16 protein-coding genes are annotated in these 17,125 nt (G+C 46.6%); 8 read left to right on the forward strand and 8 right to left on the reverse strand.

Features of this window, described 5'->3' with window-relative positions:
* Nucleotides 1–9 precede the first annotated feature (9 nt).
* From QZX97_RS15150 to QZX97_RS15165, 4 genes are all read left to right on the forward strand, one after another.
* Nucleotides 10–450: a hypothetical protein gene (locus QZX97_RS15150; RefSeq protein WP_295652675.1), complete on the forward strand. Its 441-nt coding sequence runs from the start codon at nt 10–12 to the stop codon at nt 448–450.
* A gap of 108 nt (nt 451–558) precedes the next feature.
* Nucleotides 559–3,402 carry a DNA gyrase/topoisomerase IV subunit A gene (locus QZX97_RS15155; protein ID WP_295652677.1) on the forward strand — a complete coding sequence of 948 codons (2,844 nt, stop codon included), beginning with the start codon at nt 559–561 and terminating at the stop codon, nt 3,400–3,402.
* A 36-nt stretch (nt 3,403–3,438) separates the two neighbouring features.
* On the forward strand, nt 3,439–5,280 hold the full coding sequence (locus QZX97_RS15160; RefSeq protein WP_295652679.1) for a beta-galactosidase: 1,842 nt from the start codon (nt 3,439–3,441) through the stop codon (nt 5,278–5,280).
* 81 nt (nt 5,281–5,361) lie between these two features.
* Entirely contained in the window at nt 5,362–5,670 is a 309-nt protein-coding gene (locus tag QZX97_RS15165; protein ID WP_295652681.1) for an RNA-binding protein, read from the forward strand.
* Between the two features lie 32 nt (nt 5,671–5,702).
* On the opposite strand, the gene tsaA is transcribed toward QZX97_RS15165, so the two are convergent.
* Both tsaA and QZX97_RS15175 read right to left on the reverse strand, forming a co-directional pair.
* Entirely contained in the window at nt 5,703–6,161 is a 459-nt protein-coding gene (gene tsaA / locus QZX97_RS15170) for a tRNA (N6-threonylcarbamoyladenosine(37)-N6)-methyltransferase TrmO (protein WP_295652683.1), read from the reverse strand.
* A 12-nt stretch (nt 6,162–6,173) separates the two neighbouring features.
* Nucleotides 6,174–8,963 (reverse strand): glycosyl hydrolase, encoded by a 2,790-nt coding sequence (locus tag QZX97_RS15175; RefSeq protein WP_295652684.1) that lies wholly within the window; start codon nt 8,961–8,963, stop codon nt 6,174–6,176.
* Between the two features lie 302 nt (nt 8,964–9,265).
* Between QZX97_RS15175 and QZX97_RS15180 the strand changes: the two genes are divergently transcribed.
* Nucleotides 9,266–9,412 (forward strand): hypothetical protein, encoded by a 147-nt coding sequence (locus tag QZX97_RS15180; RefSeq protein WP_295652685.1) that lies wholly within the window; start codon nt 9,266–9,268, stop codon nt 9,410–9,412.
* A gap of 223 nt (nt 9,413–9,635) precedes the next feature.
* Nucleotides 9,636–10,124, forward strand: a complete 489-nt coding sequence (locus QZX97_RS15185; protein WP_295652687.1) for a hypothetical protein — start codon at nt 9,636–9,638, stop codon at nt 10,122–10,124.
* On the opposite strand, the gene QZX97_RS15190 is transcribed toward QZX97_RS15185, so the two are convergent.
* The 6 genes from QZX97_RS15190 to QZX97_RS15215 all read right to left on the reverse strand — a co-directional run bounded on the left by QZX97_RS15190 (nt 10,121) and on the right by QZX97_RS15215 (nt 16,077).
* On the reverse strand, nt 10,121–10,330 hold the full coding sequence (locus QZX97_RS15190; protein WP_295652689.1) for a hypothetical protein: 210 nt from the start codon (nt 10,328–10,330) through the stop codon (nt 10,121–10,123). The two genes, QZX97_RS15185 and QZX97_RS15190, sit on opposite strands and share 4 nt — an antisense overlap.
* A 121-nt stretch (nt 10,331–10,451) precedes the next feature.
* A complete protein-coding gene (gene htpG, locus QZX97_RS15195) occupies nt 10,452–12,335 on the reverse strand; it encodes a molecular chaperone HtpG (protein ID WP_295652690.1) in 1,884 nt (627 codons plus the stop codon).
* 194 nt (nt 12,336–12,529) lie between these two features.
* A complete protein-coding gene (locus QZX97_RS15200) occupies nt 12,530–12,760 on the reverse strand; it encodes a VF530 family protein (RefSeq protein WP_295652692.1) in 231 nt (76 codons plus the stop codon).
* Nucleotides 12,738–13,529, reverse strand: a complete 792-nt coding sequence (locus tag QZX97_RS15205; RefSeq protein WP_295652694.1) for a hypothetical protein — start codon at nt 13,527–13,529, stop codon at nt 12,738–12,740. The genes QZX97_RS15200 and QZX97_RS15205 overlap by 23 nt, the downstream gene beginning before the upstream one ends.
* Before the next feature lie 46 nt (nt 13,530–13,575).
* The gene (locus QZX97_RS15210; RefSeq protein WP_295652696.1) at nt 13,576–15,426 is read right to left on the reverse strand and encodes a polysaccharide lyase family protein; all 1,851 of its coding nucleotides are present in this window, start codon (nt 15,424–15,426) and stop codon (nt 13,576–13,578) included.
* A 120-nt stretch (nt 15,427–15,546) separates the two neighbouring features.
* Complete coding sequence (locus QZX97_RS15215; protein WP_295652698.1) at nt 15,547–16,077, reverse strand: NAD(P)H-dependent oxidoreductase; 531 nt, start codon at nt 16,075–16,077, stop codon at nt 15,547–15,549.
* Between the two features lie 104 nt (nt 16,078–16,181).
* Between QZX97_RS15215 and QZX97_RS15220 the strand changes: the two genes are divergently transcribed.
* Entirely contained in the window at nt 16,182–16,445 is a 264-nt protein-coding gene (locus QZX97_RS15220; protein ID WP_295652701.1) for an autorepressor SdpR family transcription factor, read from the forward strand.
* Nucleotides 16,446–16,449: 4 nt separating this feature from the next.
* Nucleotides 16,450–17,112 (forward strand): SdpI family protein, encoded by a 663-nt coding sequence (locus QZX97_RS15225; protein WP_295652704.1) that lies wholly within the window; start codon nt 16,450–16,452, stop codon nt 17,110–17,112.
* The last annotated feature ends 13 nt before the right edge of the window (nt 17,113–17,125 follow it).

The raw sequence follows: 17,125 nt of genomic DNA on the forward strand, positions 1-17,125 counted from the left end.
TATCGCGATATGAAATACCAATGGTGCATAGTCATTCTTGTTGTGGCGGGCTTATGGTCGTGCAATAGCAACTACGCGCCACATCATTACGACAAGCAATTGTTGGGGCATTGGACTTTTGTAAAATCGGGCAAAATTGCTTTCGACCGTATGGGGAATAATATCATGAAGCCTGGTGTGTCGTTAAAAAAGGGTATTGTCTATTCCTTTTTGCCCAATGGTTTTTGCGAAAACAAGGTGGGTTATTATTACAATAATCCGGTTACGCATGCCACAAGCTTTTTAGGGAACACCACCAGTTATAAAATGGTTGACGACAGCCTGGGCATCTATGATTTAAGCAAGCGCAAATGGCAATGGATGAAAGTGTATTACATGGATGCCGACACCATGATACTGAAATACGGCGATACGGCCTATGTTAAAGCAGCAAAAGCGCATCAAAACTGATGAAATCGGGCATTTATTCACCTTAGGGCCTGAATGTGTAAAAGTTGAGGCAGCAAGATTTCCATTTATCCCCTATATTTACCCATCCACAGAATTTGAGGTTTTAGCATGAGCGACGAACAAGAAAGCACCGATAAAAAAGACATACTCCATAATACCATCTCGCTCGATGGTTTGTACGAAAACTGGTTTCTTGACTATGCTTCGTACGTAATTCTCGACCGTGCCGTACCACACCTTTACGATGGATTAAAGCCTGTACAGCGACGCATCCTGCACTCGTTGAAAGAGATGGACGACGGGCGCTTTAACAAGGCTGCCAACGTGATAGGTAATACCATGAAATACCATCCGCATGGCGATGCTTCTATTGGCGATGCCATGGTACAGATAGGGCAAAAGGATCTGATGATTGATTGCCAGGGTAACTGGGGCGACCCGGTAACCGGCGATTCGGCAGCGGCACCACGTTATATTGAGGCGCGCTTGTCGAAGTTTGCACTGGAGGTGGCCTTTAATGCCGATACCACCATTTGGCAATCGAGCTATGATGGGCGTAACCGCGAGCCTATCACGCTTCCGGTTAAGTTTCCGTTATTGTTGGCACAAGGTGCTGAGGGTATCGCCGTTGGTTTGGCTACCAAAATATTGCCGCATAATTTTATCGAGTTGCTGGATGCTTCCATTGCATCGTTAAAGGGCGAAAAACCGAATTTGATGCCCGACTTCCCCACAGGTGGGTTGGCTGACTGCTCCAACTATAACGACGGGCAGCGCGGCGGCAAAATACGTGTGCGGGCCAGGATATTGGAGAAGGATAAAAAGACGCTCACTATTACCGAGGTACCTTTCAGTACCACAACCGGCAGCTTGATAGACAGCATTATAACTGCCAACGACAAGGGCAAAATCAAGATAAAAAAGATTGAGGATAATACAGCGAAGGACGTAGAAATTGTGATACACCTGGCGCCCGGTATTTCGCCCGATGTAACTATTGATGCCTTGTATGCCTTTACCGACTGCGAGGTATCCATATCGCCTAATACCTGCGTTATCCATAACGATAAGCCGCGCTTTATGAGCGTGAACGATATGCTGAGCGAAAGTACGCAGCATACCAAACAATTGCTAAAAAAGGAATTGGAAATAAGGTTGGCCGAACTGAAGGAAAAGATATTTTTCAGCTCGCTGCTCAAGATTTTCATACAGGAAGGGATGTACAAGAACAACGAGTACGAAACTTCGGGAAATTTTGAAACGGTGGTAGAGGTGTTGAACAAGTTGTTCGAGCCTTTCTTCGCGCAGCTATATCGCACCATAGAACCGGAAGATTACAAGCGCCTGATTGATAAACCGATGAGCAGCATTACCCGCTTTGACGTGAAGAAATCGGACGAGCAGATGAAGGCGCTGGAGAACGAGATAAAAGAGGTGAACCATCACCTGAAACACCTGAACGATTATACCATTGCCTGGTTCCAAAAGCTGAAGGACAAGTACGGCAAAGGTCGCGAACGCAAAACCGAACTACGTACATTTGATAGGGTGGAAGCATCGCAGGTGGCGTTGGCCAATGTGAAATTGTATGTGAATAGGGTGGACGGCTTTATCGGTTCGGGCCTTAAAAAGGATGAGTTTGTTTGCGATTGCTCGGATTTGGATGAGATTATTGTTTTCCGCGAAGACGGCAAGTGCATCATCACCAAAGTGCAGGAAAAGGTTTTTGTTGGCAAAGATATATTACATGTTGGGGTGTTTAAAAAGAACGATGAGCGTACCGTTTACAACATGATCTATAAAGACGGTCAAAACGGTACATCATACATCAAACGTTTTGCCGTTGTTGGTGTTACCCGCGATAAGGAATATGATTTGACCAAGGGCAGCAAAGGCTCGCGCGTGCTGTACTTTAGTGCCAACCCTAACGGCGAGGCCGAGATTGTGAACGTGGCTTTGAAACCGCATGCCAAGCTCAAAAAACTCCAGTTTGATGAAAATTTTGCCGAGATAGCCATAAAAGGGCGCGCCTCGATGGGGAACATCATTACCAAATACCCGGTTAAAAAGATTGTGCTGAAATCAAAAGGGATATCCACCCTTTCGGGACGGAAGATATGGTATGACGAGATATTGAAACGCCTTAACGTAGATGCCCGCGGCAAATACCTCGGCGAGTTCGACGGAGACGACCGCATACTGACCGTCATGAGCACAGGTATTTACGAACTCACCAGTTTCGACCTGAGCAACCACTTTGACGATAAGATGATCAGGATTGAAAAGTACAATCCCGAAAAGGTGTACAGCGTGATACATTATGAGGGTAAATCGAAGAATTATTACGTAAAACGCTTTACGTTCGAGCCTGTTGCCATTGGTAAACCAACCAGTATCATCAGCGATGAAGGCGGCTCGAAACTGATATTGATATCGGGCGCGGCGCAGCCGGTAGTGCAGGTTGAAGTGCTTAAAGGCAAGTCGACAACACCGGAGAGCAGCGAAATCAACCTGGCCGAAGCCATTGATGTGAAAGGCATGAAAGCCCAGGGTAATCGCTTGAGCCCGCATGAGGTGAAGAAGATTGAGTTGATATCAGATGAGGCAGAGGAAGTAGCAGATGCAGTGGCAGTAGCAGGTGAAGACGAGGAGGAAGAAGCGGCAGTTGCCTTAGCAGGTGAAGATGACGACGAAGGCCAAGGAGTAGCAGATGCAGAGGCAGACGAAACCGTAGAACAAGTTGCTGAAATCCCCGTTAAGGAAGAAAAACCTGTAGCTGAAAAAGAACCTGCTAAAGTGGAACGACCAGTTGCTGAGGATAAACCGGTAATTCCACCTGCAGCTGATGTAGCGCCCGCGCCGGAGGAAAAACCAGCCAAAAAGATAGACTTCGAGATTACCAACCCGGACGATATTGAAATTGATGACAAAGGACAGCTGGGCTTGTTTTGATGTGTATATTAGCGCCACCATTATAGAGATATTACCATGAAATTATTGACTAAGGTGTTGTTAGCGGCTGGTATGTTGTTGGGTGCTTTCAATATCGCAACCGCCCAAACCGCTAATCACACGTTCGCCTTAGGCGACTCTACCTTTTTGTTGGATGGCAAGCCATTGCAAATGATTTCGGGCGAAATGCATTGTACCCGCATACCCCGCGAGTATTGGCACGAACGGATGAAAATGGCGAAAGCCATGGGACTGAACACCGTGGGCACTTACGTGTTTTGGAACGCGCAGGAGCCAACGCAGGGCAAGTACGATTTTAGCGGCAACAATGATATTGCCGGGTTCATACAAGCTGCCAAAGACGAAGGCCTTTGGGTAGTATTACGCCCCAGCCCCTATGTTTGTGCTGAATGGGAGTTTGGCGGCTATCCCTGGTGGTTGCTGAAGGATAAGGATATCAAAGTACGCAGTAATGACCCTAAGTTTTTAGAGCCTTACCGCAAGTATATGATGGCACTGGGCAAGCAGCTTAGCCCTTTATTGGTTACACATGGGGGCAACATCCTGATGGTGCAGATAGAGAATGAGTATGGCTCCTACCCGGGTGCCAACCAGGAATACCTGGAGATAAACCGGAAGATATTCCGCGACGCGGGTTTTGATGGTGTGTTGTTTACCTGCGACGGACCATCGCAATTGCCTAAAGGGCATTTGCCGGGATACTTGCCCGCGGTAAACGGCCTGGACGATCCCGCCAAGGTAAAAGCCCTCATCAATAAATACCACGAAAACAAAGGCCCATATTATATAGCCGAATGGTACCCCGGATGGTTTGACAGCTGGGGCAAAAAGCACGCCACCAGTGGCATGGATGCCGATGCAAAAAAACTGGACGAGGTGCTATCTGCAGGGATATCCATCAATATGTACATGTTCCACGGCGGTACTACGCGCGATTTTATGAATGGCGCTAACATGAGCAGCCGCGAAGCTTATGCTCCCCAAACCTCGAGTTATGATTACGACGCGCCATTGGACGAAGCGGGCAACCCAACTGAAAAGTTTATGAAATTCAGGGAGGTGATTGCCAAACATTTGCCCGCAGGCACTTCGTTGCCACCCATTCCGCAAGCAAGGAAGAGTGCTTCGGTTGGTGATATCAAACTGACCGCCTGTGCTTCACTGTTAGATAATTTAGGCAAACCGGTCAACTCCAACACCCCCTTGTGCTTTGAAGATCTTGACCAGGGGTATGGTTTTGTGCTTTATCGTACTACACTGAAAAATGCTGCTTCGGGTTTGTTAAAGGTTACGCAATTGCGCGACTTTGGTACGGTTTTCCTTAACGGCAAACAGGTTGGCACCCTCGACAGGCGTTTGAAACTGGATTCTCTCGCCATCAATTCGGCAGATGCAAACGCGACGCTCGATATTTTAGTGGAGAACAACGGCCGCATCAACTACGGGCAATTTTTAACGGATAACCGTCAGGGCATCACCGAAAAGGTGACCTTAAACAATGAGGTACTGACCGGTTGGAAAATGTATCGCTTTCCGTTTACCGATGTGCAGGGCTTTAAGTTCAATAGCAAGACAGCTCCCGACGGCCAACCGGGTCTTTACAAAGGTACGTTTGATGTAAGTGAAGTAACCGATACCTATTTGGATATGCATGGCTTTGGCAAAGGCTTTGTGTTTTTAAACGGACATAACCTGGGCAAGTATTGGCAAATAGGCCCGCAGCAAAGCATTTATGTGCCCGCGGCATGGTTAAAAAGAACCGGCAACCAAATTGAGGTATTCGATGAACTAAAGGGCGGCCATACAAGCATCGCTACATTAGCGAAACCGGTGTTGAGCGAGCTGGCTGCCAAATAATATAGTGACCTTCATCATAATACATTGCGGTGGCAATTGGACGGGCTATAATGCGTACCTTTGCCAAAACAAGTAATTTTAATGAAGATATTTATTGCAGGGTTACCTTTCCAGGTTGGAGAAGAGGAACTAACGGCTGTTTTTAACGATTTTGGCCACGTAAAATCGTTACGGATTGTAAAAGACCGTGAAACAGGACAAAGCAAGGGCTTTGGTTTTGTTGAAATGACTAATGACGATGAAGCTAAAGAAGCCATCAGCAACATGGACGGTGCCGACTACTACGGTCGCCGCATTTCGGTTGCCGAAGCCGATGATAAGCCCCGTACAGGCGGATCAGGCGGTGGCGGAGGTTTCAAACGCACTACCCAAAAAAGTTTCGACCGTTAAAATAGGAAGCCCCGATAAACATCGGGGCTTTTTTATTTCCAGTAATCCTTCATCACATCGGCCACCCAGGCCGGTTGTTTGATTTCGCCCTCAGGCTCAAACTCTTTAAACACCGGTTTTATATCCAATATTGGTGTGCCGTCTATGGCATCAAAATGCTTTACTGTAATGGTTCTGCCGGTATGTCCTAATATTTCTACGGTACTCAAACCTAACCTGTTTGGCCTGTTTTTTTTTCGTTGCGCGAATATGCCCATCAGGGGATAAGTCCGGTTGTTGCGGGGATGCCCCGAGTAAATTATCTTATCGGGATTCACCTGGTTGAAATAGTAAATAACCTCCAGGTGCGAAAAATCACCTATATTATCCAAGGCCTCGGTGGGCACATGGTCAAGCAAGGTAATCTCCGAAATCGTTACCGCCCAATAATCATCTATTGGTTTTTTGCGGTTATTGGTTACTATGGCAATAGGTTTTAATACGATATCCATATAATCGTGGGACTATAAAACAGGCGTTATTGTTACAGGGCCTAACAAACCGGATGGCATTACTTTCCATTTGGATGCATCAAAAGCCTTATAATCAATATTTACGAAGTTGATTTCGTGATAGTTTCTCCATTTAATATTGTTTTGGTCCATATACCTTACATGGTTGGCCATCAGGTTGTCCACCTCGATTTTGATGGTGTTTTTGCCTGGTTTTAATAGTTTGCCTACGCGCCTGCTGAAAGGGACGCTCCAAAATATACCGGCATCTTTACCATTGATGTATACATGCGCGCTTTCGCATACATTGCCTAAATTGAGGATATAATCGGCAGCTTTTTGAGCGGGCATATCAAAGGTAGTGGTGTACTCGCCGCTTCCCGAAAACGAACTGGCTTTAGGGTCGGCAGCGGCTGTCCATGATACCAGTTTGGTCATTTTTTGGTCCTCGGGTAATTCGGGTCCGCCTTTGGTAAAGTGCAGGGCCCACTCGGTACCAACAGTTATCGGTTCGCCGGTTTTTTCGATGTATTTCCATTTGGCAATTTGCGGTGCAGGTGCCGAAGTCGCTTTCAATATCAAAGCTTCGCCCGATTGCAGTTGTACGTGTACCTTGGTTTTGCCATTGACCGGGGTTGCTGCCGCAGCACCGTAGCTTCCGCTTTGCGGATCAAGTATGGTTACCGAGGCGGCCTTCATGTTCAATGGGATACTGGTATCAATAGGCTTGGCAGTGTGGTTAACAATATAATAGTACTTACCGCCGGGTATGGCCCTGCGGATAAACTTAAGCCCGGTTTGAGTCAATTCTTCGCCGGTCAGTTTATTGTATTCCAGTGCTTGTTGCACATCACTACACAACCATATTTTGCCTTTGCCAATGGTGGCTACACTCAAGCTTTGTGCGCCTTCGGTATGTACCGAGCCAAAATTCAATGTTGCCAAGATGGTTTTCAATTGGTTGCGATGCGCTTCAACATCGTTTAACCCGGGTACATCTGTGGGTAGTTTTTGGAAGATGACGGTAGCGCCTTCTTTGGCCAGTTTCAGGATATTATCCAGCGTAGCCAAAGGCATATAGCGGCACTCAGGCACGATCAACACTTTGCGGGTTTGCGCCGCGGCAACGGTATTGATCTCGCCGTTCAGCACGGTGGAACCGGCTATCATTTTGTCGGATATAAAATCGAACGAATAGCCTGCCTTTTGCAGCGCCATCGATGTTTTGTAGAATTGTGTCGGGCGCAGCCACTCATCAATACCATGGATGGCCAATTGCATTTCGAGGCCACGTGTATTGGCCCAAGCATCGTATATCGGCCAGTAGATGATGAGTTCGTTATCCGGTTTACCAGCCTGTAAAACCGACTGGCAGCGGGTAATGTAGGTTGTTAAACCCGGCAGATGCCCCCACCAGCTGTTGGCGGGCACAAAGTTTGTCGACGCGTAAAATAACCATCCCGGGAAGGCGATATCATCGGGCGAGTAAGTGGTGCCGTGGAAATACACGTGGTTAACTCCGGCCAAAAATACCTGCTCCAACTCGGGTTTGCATTGTGCTGTCGAACCTTTAAAGTGCTCGGTTAACCAGGTAAAGGTTTCGGACGTGGCGTATTTGCGGCCGTTAACATGCCCTGCTGACGAAGCGAACTTGAGCATCATCGGGTCGGGGTCAACATTACGCACATCGGCGCTATCGCGGCGTATGCCGGGGATATCAAAATGGCTCGAACCAAAGGTTTCGCACTCGGGTATATCTACGGCGCCATACAGGTCGAGCAGGTTGCCGGGCGAGCCATGTGATTGGTTACGGGTGAGGCTGCCGTAATGGTGTGCCCAGTTTGTCCAGGTAAGGGTAAAGTTGTCCAACAGCATTTGGCTCATGGTTTCGCGATAGTCCATTTTTACGCGCGATACGGCTTCGGTATTTTCGCTGCTTTGCAGTTCGCGCAGGTGCAGGCGCAGGTCGTACCCGCGGCGGCGCATAAACTCATCGAAAAAGCCCGGCGACCAGCTTGCGCCATACACTTCGTAGCTATCGTTAAAATACGAACCTATGCCCGGGGATTTATGCCCGAAAGCATCATCAAACCTGGCCAAATAAGTATCTACCGCGTGTTTTGAGAGATGGTCCATTACATAACCCTCGCCACCAGGGGCAGCGCGCTTTACCTGCTGCAATGTTTTGCCCGAATAGGCCGCATACAATTCCCAGGTGCCGCTGGCGGGTTGCCAGTTCAGTTTGCCATCGGCGCCAACCTTGTCGGTAATGTTCAGTACCTCGCCATTGGGGCCGTAAGCCATCAGTGCTTGTAAGGGCGCGCCTACTTTTGCCTGGCGGGCATCGCCCACTAAAAAGCTTTCGTTAAAACCGGTTTGCCCGGCCGATATTTTATAGGTCTGGATAATGAGCTTCGCGGCGGCATCTTCAGCCTTAATTTGCGGACCGCCGAAGGGCCAGCCTGTGCCGGTATTCATATCAACACCCATGCCCAAGGTTTTTGCTTTGGCGATGGTGAAATTCAAGGCGCTCATCCATTGCGGCGACAGGAATTGCAGGTAACGGCTCTCGTAACCAATAGCGCCGTATATGGGCGTAACCTCGACACCGCCAAAGCCGGCCTGGCTGTAGGTAGTGAGTAAATTGCCGGTGTTGCGGTCGTCAACGGCGTTGCCCATCCACCACCAGCGAGTCCAGGGTTGCATTTTATTGTCGACTTTGGGCCAAACCGTTGCGGTTTGCGCATGGCAAAAATTAAGCGCTAAAAAGCCTGATATGAATAATACGGCGATCTTCTTCATTTGAAAAGTATAAGGTACAAAATTGGTTACGCAAATATATAGGCCTGTGGGGATTAACTGTCATGCAGGATGCTGATAGTACCCCAAAGCCCTATCTGAAGCTTGTAACAAGCTTGATACAACTGCCAAGGGGGGGGGGGTAGCCCCTACGGGGCAAAGCAAAATTTCAAGATACAATACTACAAACAGGTAGCCCCTATGGGGCAGAATATCGCTTGGTTCATAATAAAATCTTTAATAATGGCTTTTATTTGTAACGAAGCTTATTTTGAAGAAGAGGCAAGAAATGTTTATTTTTAAACATGAAAGTATCAGTGGATATAAAAAGCAGCAAGGCCTCTAAAGCACTTTTAGTAAAAGAAATAAAAGAAAGCGTTAAAGAAATCAAGTTGATTAAAACGGGGAAGAAAAAAGTTCGCGACTTTGACGATTTTTTGAATGAGCTTTAGGGTTAAAACTACCACCAGTTTTGAGAAACAGGGTAAACGACTCATCAAAAAATATATTCCTTTCTGCACATCCCCTCAATATTCCCTTTGTTACCTATCGCTTTGCGCAGGGTCGCCCAACGGGGGCCCTGCGGGGACTAAGATGCTGCGTGTAAGATGGCATGGGCATTCAGCTTGGGACTTACTTTTTGAAGAAACAATAAATTAATGGGATATTTACTTTATGAAGATTCAACTATTAGCTATCTCATTTTTGTTTTTAGGGACACTCAAAGCACAATCTATCATCAATATCCCATCGTCAAAATTTGTAAATTTTGAAATATTTATCGAAAAGAATCTTGTTGTCCCTCAATCGGTTAAATATGATTGCAGTTGGAATTATGCAATTGTGGAGGTACAAACCGATAAACAGGGAGAAATTGTCAATTGGAAGTGCATTAACGATTGTCCTGATTCATTGAAGCGTAGTTTTAGATTTTTGTCGGGGTATAAATTCGATAAAAGCTTAAAGATTGATAAGCGGACGATAATTTTTTATGTTTTAATAGAGAACTCAGAAGTTTGTACGACACCACCAAATAGGACCTATACCCCAAATGAAGTGATTAAGCCAATATTTTATTGTTTCAAACGGGAAACAGAGATTGATAACAATGCGATAATTATTTACGAGCCTATTGTATTTACGTTTTCAAAAGTTCAGTATTAGATAGATTCTAAGCGGCTAATTACCTCATCGGCATTGGCAGGTGTTGTTTTGCCTGACTTGTAATCCTTTAACGATTGTTTGGCATGGGTGGCAATTTCAGCACGACGCTCTTCAATCTGCCTTTTTTGCAATATCTCCAACAGCATTTCCCTCGAATTGAAATCGAGTTTCATAATATCGTCCAAAGTAGATTGGATGGTAACCATAATGGATGCTTATTTATACAAATATAAACTTTTTTGATTTTGTTGTTGCAAGCCAACCGAGCACAAAAAAATAGCGATGAGCTCCAAACCCATCGCTATTAAATATCAAAGCAAAAACTCCTTATATCAAACTCACGCTCCGGTTTACAAACTCGGTCAGTTCGGCGCCGGTGAGCAGGCCTTGCGATAGCAGTGCCAAATCGAAGGCTTGTTTGGCCAGTGCTGTTTGTTCCTCCGTGTTCTCATCATTCACAATACGGCTGATGAGTTTGTGGTTACCGTTAATAGAAACCTTATAGTTATCGGGCAGGGTGCCATAAAAGCTCATGCCGCCGCCCATGGCTGCCATGTCTTTCATGCGGCGCATAAACTCGTCCATGGTAACGGTAACGGGTAGTTCATCGGGGCTCAGGCTTTCTATTTCCACCTTCATGTTAGGTTTGGTGATGGCCTTTTCAAATATCTCTTTCACCTTTTTGGTTTGCTCCTCGGTCAACACATGCTCCGGCGCGTCGCCTTTGTTGATGAGCTTGTCTATCACATCGGCATCCACACGTTTGATGACGGTTTTCTCCAGCTTTTGCTCCAACAGCGCCACAAAGTGGTTATCTATCGGCGAGTTCATCAGCATCACATCGTAATCCTTCTTGTTTGCGCTCTGGATAAAGGTATCCTGTTTGGCCGGGTCGTTGGTGTACAGGTAAACCACGCTGCCATCCTTATTGGTTTGCAGGGTTTTTACCTTTTCGGCATACTCAGGCAAGGTATAAAACTCGTTTTTGGTATTGGTGATCAACGCGAAGTCTTTTGCTTTATCATAAAACTTGTCTTCGCTTACCATGCCGTATTTTACAAACAGACCTATATCGCCCCATTTCTCTTCAAAACCTTTGCGGTCGGCTTTAAACAGCTCGGCCAGTTTATCGGCTACCTTTTTGGTAATGTAGCTGTTGATCTTTTTCACATTGCCATCGGCCTGCAAAAAGCTGCGCGATACGTTCAGCGGGATATCCGGTGAATCGATTACGCCATGCAGCAACATCAAAAACTCGGGAACGATGTCTTTTACTTCGTCGGTAATAAATACCTGGCGGCTAAACAGCTTGATCTTGTTCTTGGTGATCTCGAAGTCGTTCTTCACTTTCGGGAAGTACAATACACCGGTCAGGTTGAAGGGATAATCCACGTTCAGGTGTATCCAAAACAACGGGTCTTCCGAAAATGGATATAATTCTTTGTAAAAGTCGAGGTAGTCGGCATCTGTCAAATCAGCAGGTGCTTTTGTCCAGATGGGGTTGGTATTGTTGATGATATTATCCACCTCGAAGTCGGTATATTTTGGTTTGCCTTCTTCGTCTTCGCCATCTTCATCGCGCTCGGTACGCATACCAAATTTGATCGGTACCGGTAAAAATTTGCAGTACTTGTTCAGTATCTCTTCCAGGCGGTGTTTTTCTAAAAATTCTTCACCATCGGCATTTACATGGAGGATAATGGTGGTACCACGTGCGGTGCGGTTGCCTTCGGTTATCTCGAACTCGGTGCTGCCATCGCATACCCAACGGGCAGGTTCGGCACCGTCCTGATAGCTTAAGGTTTGGATTTCCACCTCATCGGCCACCATAAAGGCCGAATAAAAGCCCAAACCAAAGCGACCGATGATCTCGTTCGCATCTTTGGCGTCCTTAAATTTCTCAACAAACTCCGTAGCGCCCGAAAAAGCGATCTGATTGATGTATTTCTTGATTTCCTCGGCCGTCATGCCCAGGCCGTTATCGCTTACGGTAATGGTTTTAGCTTCTTTGTCGAAAGCAACTTCCACCTGCAGGTCGCCAAGGGTACCGCTGTATTGACCCAATGAAGCCAGGCGTTTGATTTTTTGTGTGGCGTCGACCGCGTTGGATACCAGCTCGCGCAAAAATATTTCGTGGTCGGAGTATAAAAACTTTTTGATGATCGGGAAAATGTTCTCGGTATGTATCGAGATCGTTCCTTTTTCTTGCATAATATTTTGTGTTTTTGAAATTTGAATGATAACTGCATTGCAGATAACAAGCCACGTTCCAAAAGGGGGTAGAGCGTCAAATTGGCAGAGCAAGCCCCTCCTAAATCCTCCCCGGTAGGGAGGACTTGTAAGAACTAAACAATAAAAATTATTAGAAAGTCTCCACCACCGCGGCAGACCCGATAGCTATCGGGTTAGAGGGGGTTATTGGCTGGCGTCAACAAATACAATTCCTCCACCTTCTTCCTCGCCCACTCCGTTTTTCGTAAAAACTTCAAACTCGATTTGATGCTCGGGTCGCTGATAAAGCAATTGATCCTGATCTGTTGTCCCAGACGTTCCCAGCCATAAAATTCCACGAGATGCGTCAGTATGGCTTCGAGGGTTTTGCCGTGCAATGGGTTATTCTGTTGCTCCGATGCCATCAGTTTCCGATTCGTTTTCAGGATGTTGCGCCAATTCGATCCGTTTGGCGTGGATTTTACCTGCTCGCAGGCTAAGCAGCAGATAAGTAAGGTACAGGTCCACAATAATGGAGATATGGTCGCCTTTCCAAATCAGGAAGCCCAAAAAAAGCGTATTTAAAAAAATCATGATGCCCCAAAAATAATCCCATAGCCGGCCATAGGGGTAAAACCTCGGCTGCTTGTTGAACAAATGCGCAGGGAACCTGCTTTTGTGCGAAAACACCAGGATAAATACATTCAAAAGTAACCAACCAATCAGGATGAGGGGTATTTTACTTTCCAAAGGGATGGAAACATCATCAACAAACCAGGGATAATCGCCGCGCCCGCTCCTGAACAGGTAGTGCCAGTAGGCTCCGGGTATCAGCATCAGCCACATAAAGTTGGACAATAAAATTAAGCTGCCTTTTTTTAAGGTTTTAACGGCTTTAAAATTATGGTAGCGTTTAACTTTATTGTTCAACGTGAAGCAATAGAGCGTTAACGAGGCTATCAAAATGCCAAATGAAACATCCATTATTTGCGGTTTGTCGGTGCGCAAATCATCCAGACTTTTGTAGTAATAGTCTTTAAAATGTGTGAAGTCGTTGGTCGTCATGGCTTTCATGCCACGGTCATCAAGCGCTTGTTTGTAGGCTTCGTTGGTATAGGTGGGCATGCTTATCGAATACAAAACCCCACCGAGGCTTATTACGATAATCCAGGCCAGAAATTTTTTAATAAACATGAAATCTTCGCCTTAAAACGAAGCTAAGATAATAATTCTGTCCATATCATTGCGCGAGTTCGAAACTTAAATAATCGTACATAATGTGGTCGGTACGGTTGCTGCCCCTGTTGGTGATGAGCATAATGCTGTTATCGCCCACTTTTAATTTTGATACCGGTATGCTAAGCATGTAAGTGCTGTATTTTGCATGGATGCCCTGCCTTACCAAAGCATTGCCGCCTGTATTCAATGTCGGCGTAAAGCTGTCAAAAGGAGTGGTTTCATCGTTTACATAGGTGGTTAACCGTCCTCTATCCACACTGGCAAAGGCGAAGGTGAGCGTAGCCACCCCGCTTGAGGGCAGTTTGTCCAGTTTAAAATTGATCTTCCAGGGCCATGGGCTAAAGCTGCCATCAGCGTTCCAGTACGCGCTGGATACATAGTTCCAGTCGTTATGCCAGTCGCTTTGGCCAACGGTGTACACCAGCGGGTTGGGCAGCGCGGGCGAGTAGGTTTCCCACATAAAGGAGTTCCAGTATTGTTTGCCGAACTTGAACTCGCGGGCGGTGCGGTCGGGGATTCCTATCTCCCATATCAGTTTGCCTTTATCGCGGGGGATGTTCCATTTCACATCGCCAATGTTAAGCGTTTGCCCGGCTTTAACAGTAATGTTATCAGTAGAATATTCACCAACGGCGCCCGTAACATAAGCATGCAAAGTATAAGTGCCCGGGCGGATGTTGGGTATGGTGAATTTGCCAGCCGCATCGGCCTTTATCCAGTATTGGTAATTTTTCGAGTCTTTTTCCCAATCGGTGCCGGGCACGCATAAACCCACCCATGCATTGCCACCGGTTACTTTTGGTTTAAAAGGGTCGTGCACCATAAAAGTACCTTTGGCGCTGCCCCTTTGCGCGGCCAGCGGGTAATCGGGCATGTTGGTCAGCCAGGCGTAGGGCCATTTGGCTTTTTCTTCCACCACTTTCTTTTTGGCATCCGCCCACATAGCCTTGGCATCGTTGCCCGAGTTTACATACAACAAATACGGACCGAACAGTTTGCTCCACTGTTCACCCGCCTCAACCGATGTGCCGCTGCCGGCATAGTGGTCGCGGCCAAAGTGTACCAGTATGGTCCCATCGGCCGAGTTCAGGTCGGCCTGGGTCGGGCCATCGTTAAAAAAGTCGTAACCACCTAAAACAGCCCAACCGCCAACTTTGTACCGATTGGAGGCTTGCCCGTAAGTGCCCACATAATAATATTCAACACTGTAGCCGTATTTACACTCGTAGGTACCGGCTTTTACACCTTGGGTGAGCTTGACTGATTCGGGGATGGTGGTTTTCTGGGCGCTGGCCAGATCAGCAGGGGTGGGTAGTTCCATATTGCGCAACGAGTCGACCATGATATGGTCGAAAAACCCGGCGGGAACTTTCCATACATAGCGCCATTCGCCCACGCGGGTTTTGGGGTACGATGCCGGGTGCGCGAGTATAGCGTAACAATAAATACCCGATGTTCCTTTTTCTATCACATAATGCGGTTCGATATCAAAAGCCTGCTGACGCAAACCGGCATGCCAAGTGCTTTTAAAACAAACATCCACCAGGTTAGGCGATTGCGTTTTTACCGTAACCACGCATTCGTTTGGTTGCGCGTAGCCAGTGCCGCCATCCATGCTGTAATAACCATCCCGCAAGGTTTCGAGGCCTTTGTACATGTACGAGGTAATATGCGCGTTCTTTTTGGTGATTTGTGCACGAACGATGCCATTATCCAGCACAATATAATCGCCATGGTCCTGGTACAAGCCGGTGGTATCGGCTTTGGTGCGATGGTGCCCTCCGGCGAAACTTGTTAAACCCGTTAACAACAGGAGGAAAAATACGGCGGCATTTTTTTTACGATGGTTCATGATATAGCTATTTAGGTAGCAGAAAATACGGTTACAAATTGGTTGATGGTATATCGAAGATAACCTATGGCTAATATAGGATATTATTTGTTTGATTTTTTGTCACAATGCTGTGGCAAATCAGGCGATGCTTTGCAACAGGTTGTCCAAAACCTTTTTCAGGGATATTAACACGCCGCCATCGGTTATGGTACCATCGCGGTTTATTTTGCTCCGTATAAACGGGATAAGCAGCGTTGCGCCGGGCGATACTTTTGCGGAGATGGCACCCAATGTCAGTAACAGCGATGCATGCGCATGCTGGCCCTGGCTCGATGCGGTGATAAGCGCTGTGGGCTTGTCCACAAACTCGCTTGATGACACGGTCCAGTCGAGCGCATTTTTTAAACTGCCGGGTACACCGAACGCGTACTCCGGCGTACAAATCAAAACAGCATCTGCACTTTTTAATTGAGCGCGAAAATCGGTAACCGAAGCCGACGGGCTTTCATTGTCCAGTTCGGGATTAAAATGAGGTAGATCGGCCAAGCCTCCATATGTTACAATATTTACCTCTGAAGGTGCCATGCCTGCGATAATATTGATAATGGTGCTGTTTGACGAGTTTGGCCGCAAACTGCCCGATATGGCTATGATGTTGATGTTTTTCATGTTTGTTATGGCTAAGGTAATGGCTACGAGAAACTTTTCAATCAGCGATTTGCAATTTTCGAAATATATTTAGACGTTTGTCTAAATATATAAATGATTGCATTTTGAATACCCTGTTTAAAGCACTGAACGATGCCACAAGGCGTGAGATACTGGAGATGCTGAAAGAAAAAGACCTTACCGCCGGCGAAATTGCCGACCGGTTTTCCATTTCAAAACCCAGCATTTCGCACCACCTCGACCTGCTGCGCCAGGCCGGGCTGGTGGTATCTGTTAAAGAAGGCCAGTTTATATGCTACTCGTTAAACACCACCGTTATGGACGAGATGCTGAAATGGGTAATGCAGTTTAAAAGCGAAAAAAAATAAGGACATGAAAAAATTGACTTTATCGTATGCCATAGCGGCCCTTGTTTGGCTACAGCCTTTAATTTACTTGTTGTGGGTGTATGGTGCTATGCCGCAAACCGTGCCCATGCATTATGGTGCCGATGGCATGGTTGACCGTTATGGGCCAAAGACGGAGTTTGCGGTGACCATTTGTATTGTACAGGGCATAGCTGTAGGCGTTTACCTGTTGTTGATGTTTTTACCCGCTATCGACCCTAAGCAAAAGGTGAAGTACAGCGAAGGGACCTTCCAAAAAATAGCCTTAGGCATTGTCACTTTTATGGCGGCATTGTGCATTGCCATTATTTTTGCTACAGTTAACCGCCAGTTTAAAATAGCGCAGTTACTGCTGCCTCTAATTGGCTTGTTCTTTGCATTTATGGGCAATATCATGTACAGCATCAAACCCAATTATTTCGCGGGCGTACGCACGCCATGGACTTTAGAGAGCGAAGACAACTGGCGGGCAACGCACCAGCTTGCGGGCAAAATATGGTTTGCCGGTGGTTTGGCCATCACCGCGCTCATGCTCGTTTTTCATGGGGTGGTTGCCGTTACCATATTTATCGTGGCTATTTTGTTGATGGCTTTTACACCGGTAATCTATTCGTACGTTTATTTCAGAAAACACAGGCAAAAGCAATAGTGTAAAGGCAAAC

It is taken from the genome of uncultured Mucilaginibacter sp., assembly GCF_903893715.1.
Classification (GTDB): domain Bacteria; phylum Bacteroidota; class Bacteroidia; order Sphingobacteriales; family Sphingobacteriaceae; genus Mucilaginibacter.

What these genes read in the sequence shown, in the direction of transcription:
- QZX97_RS15150 (WP_295652675.1), top strand. Translation starts at nt 10, where the DNA reads ATGAAATACCAATGGTGCATAGTCATTCTTGTTGTGGCGGGCTTATGG.
- QZX97_RS15155 (WP_295652677.1), top strand. Translation starts at nt 559, where the DNA reads ATGAGCGACGAACAAGAAAGCACCGATAAAAAAGACATACTCCATAAT.
- QZX97_RS15160 (WP_295652679.1), top strand. Translation starts at nt 3,439, where the DNA reads ATGAAATTATTGACTAAGGTGTTGTTAGCGGCTGGTATGTTGTTGGGT.
- QZX97_RS15165 (WP_295652681.1), top strand. Translation starts at nt 5,362, where the DNA reads ATGAAGATATTTATTGCAGGGTTACCTTTCCAGGTTGGAGAAGAGGAA.
- tsaA (WP_295652683.1), bottom strand. Translation starts at nt 6,161, where the DNA reads ATGGATATCGTATTAAAACCTATTGCCATAGTAACCAATAACCGCAAA.
- QZX97_RS15175 (WP_295652684.1), bottom strand. Translation starts at nt 8,963, where the DNA reads ATGAAGAAGATCGCCGTATTATTCATATCAGGCTTTTTAGCGCTTAAT.
- QZX97_RS15180 (WP_295652685.1), top strand. Translation starts at nt 9,266, where the DNA reads ATGAAAGTATCAGTGGATATAAAAAGCAGCAAGGCCTCTAAAGCACTT.
- QZX97_RS15185 (WP_295652687.1), top strand. Translation starts at nt 9,636, where the DNA reads ATGAAGATTCAACTATTAGCTATCTCATTTTTGTTTTTAGGGACACTC.
- QZX97_RS15190 (WP_295652689.1), bottom strand. Translation starts at nt 10,330, where the DNA reads ATGGTTACCATCCAATCTACTTTGGACGATATTATGAAACTCGATTTC.
- htpG (WP_295652690.1), bottom strand. Translation starts at nt 12,335, where the DNA reads ATGCAAGAAAAAGGAACGATCTCGATACATACCGAGAACATTTTCCCG.
- QZX97_RS15200 (WP_295652692.1), bottom strand. Translation starts at nt 12,760, where the DNA reads ATGGCATCGGAGCAACAGAATAACCCATTGCACGGCAAAACCCTCGAA.
- QZX97_RS15205 (WP_295652694.1), bottom strand. Translation starts at nt 13,529, where the DNA reads ATGTTTATTAAAAAATTTCTGGCCTGGATTATCGTAATAAGCCTCGGT.
- QZX97_RS15210 (WP_295652696.1), bottom strand. Translation starts at nt 15,426, where the DNA reads ATGAACCATCGTAAAAAAAATGCCGCCGTATTTTTCCTCCTGTTGTTA.
- QZX97_RS15215 (WP_295652698.1), bottom strand. Translation starts at nt 16,077, where the DNA reads ATGAAAAACATCAACATCATAGCCATATCGGGCAGTTTGCGGCCAAAC.
- QZX97_RS15225 (WP_295652704.1), top strand. Translation starts at nt 16,450, where the DNA reads ATGAAAAAATTGACTTTATCGTATGCCATAGCGGCCCTTGTTTGGCTA.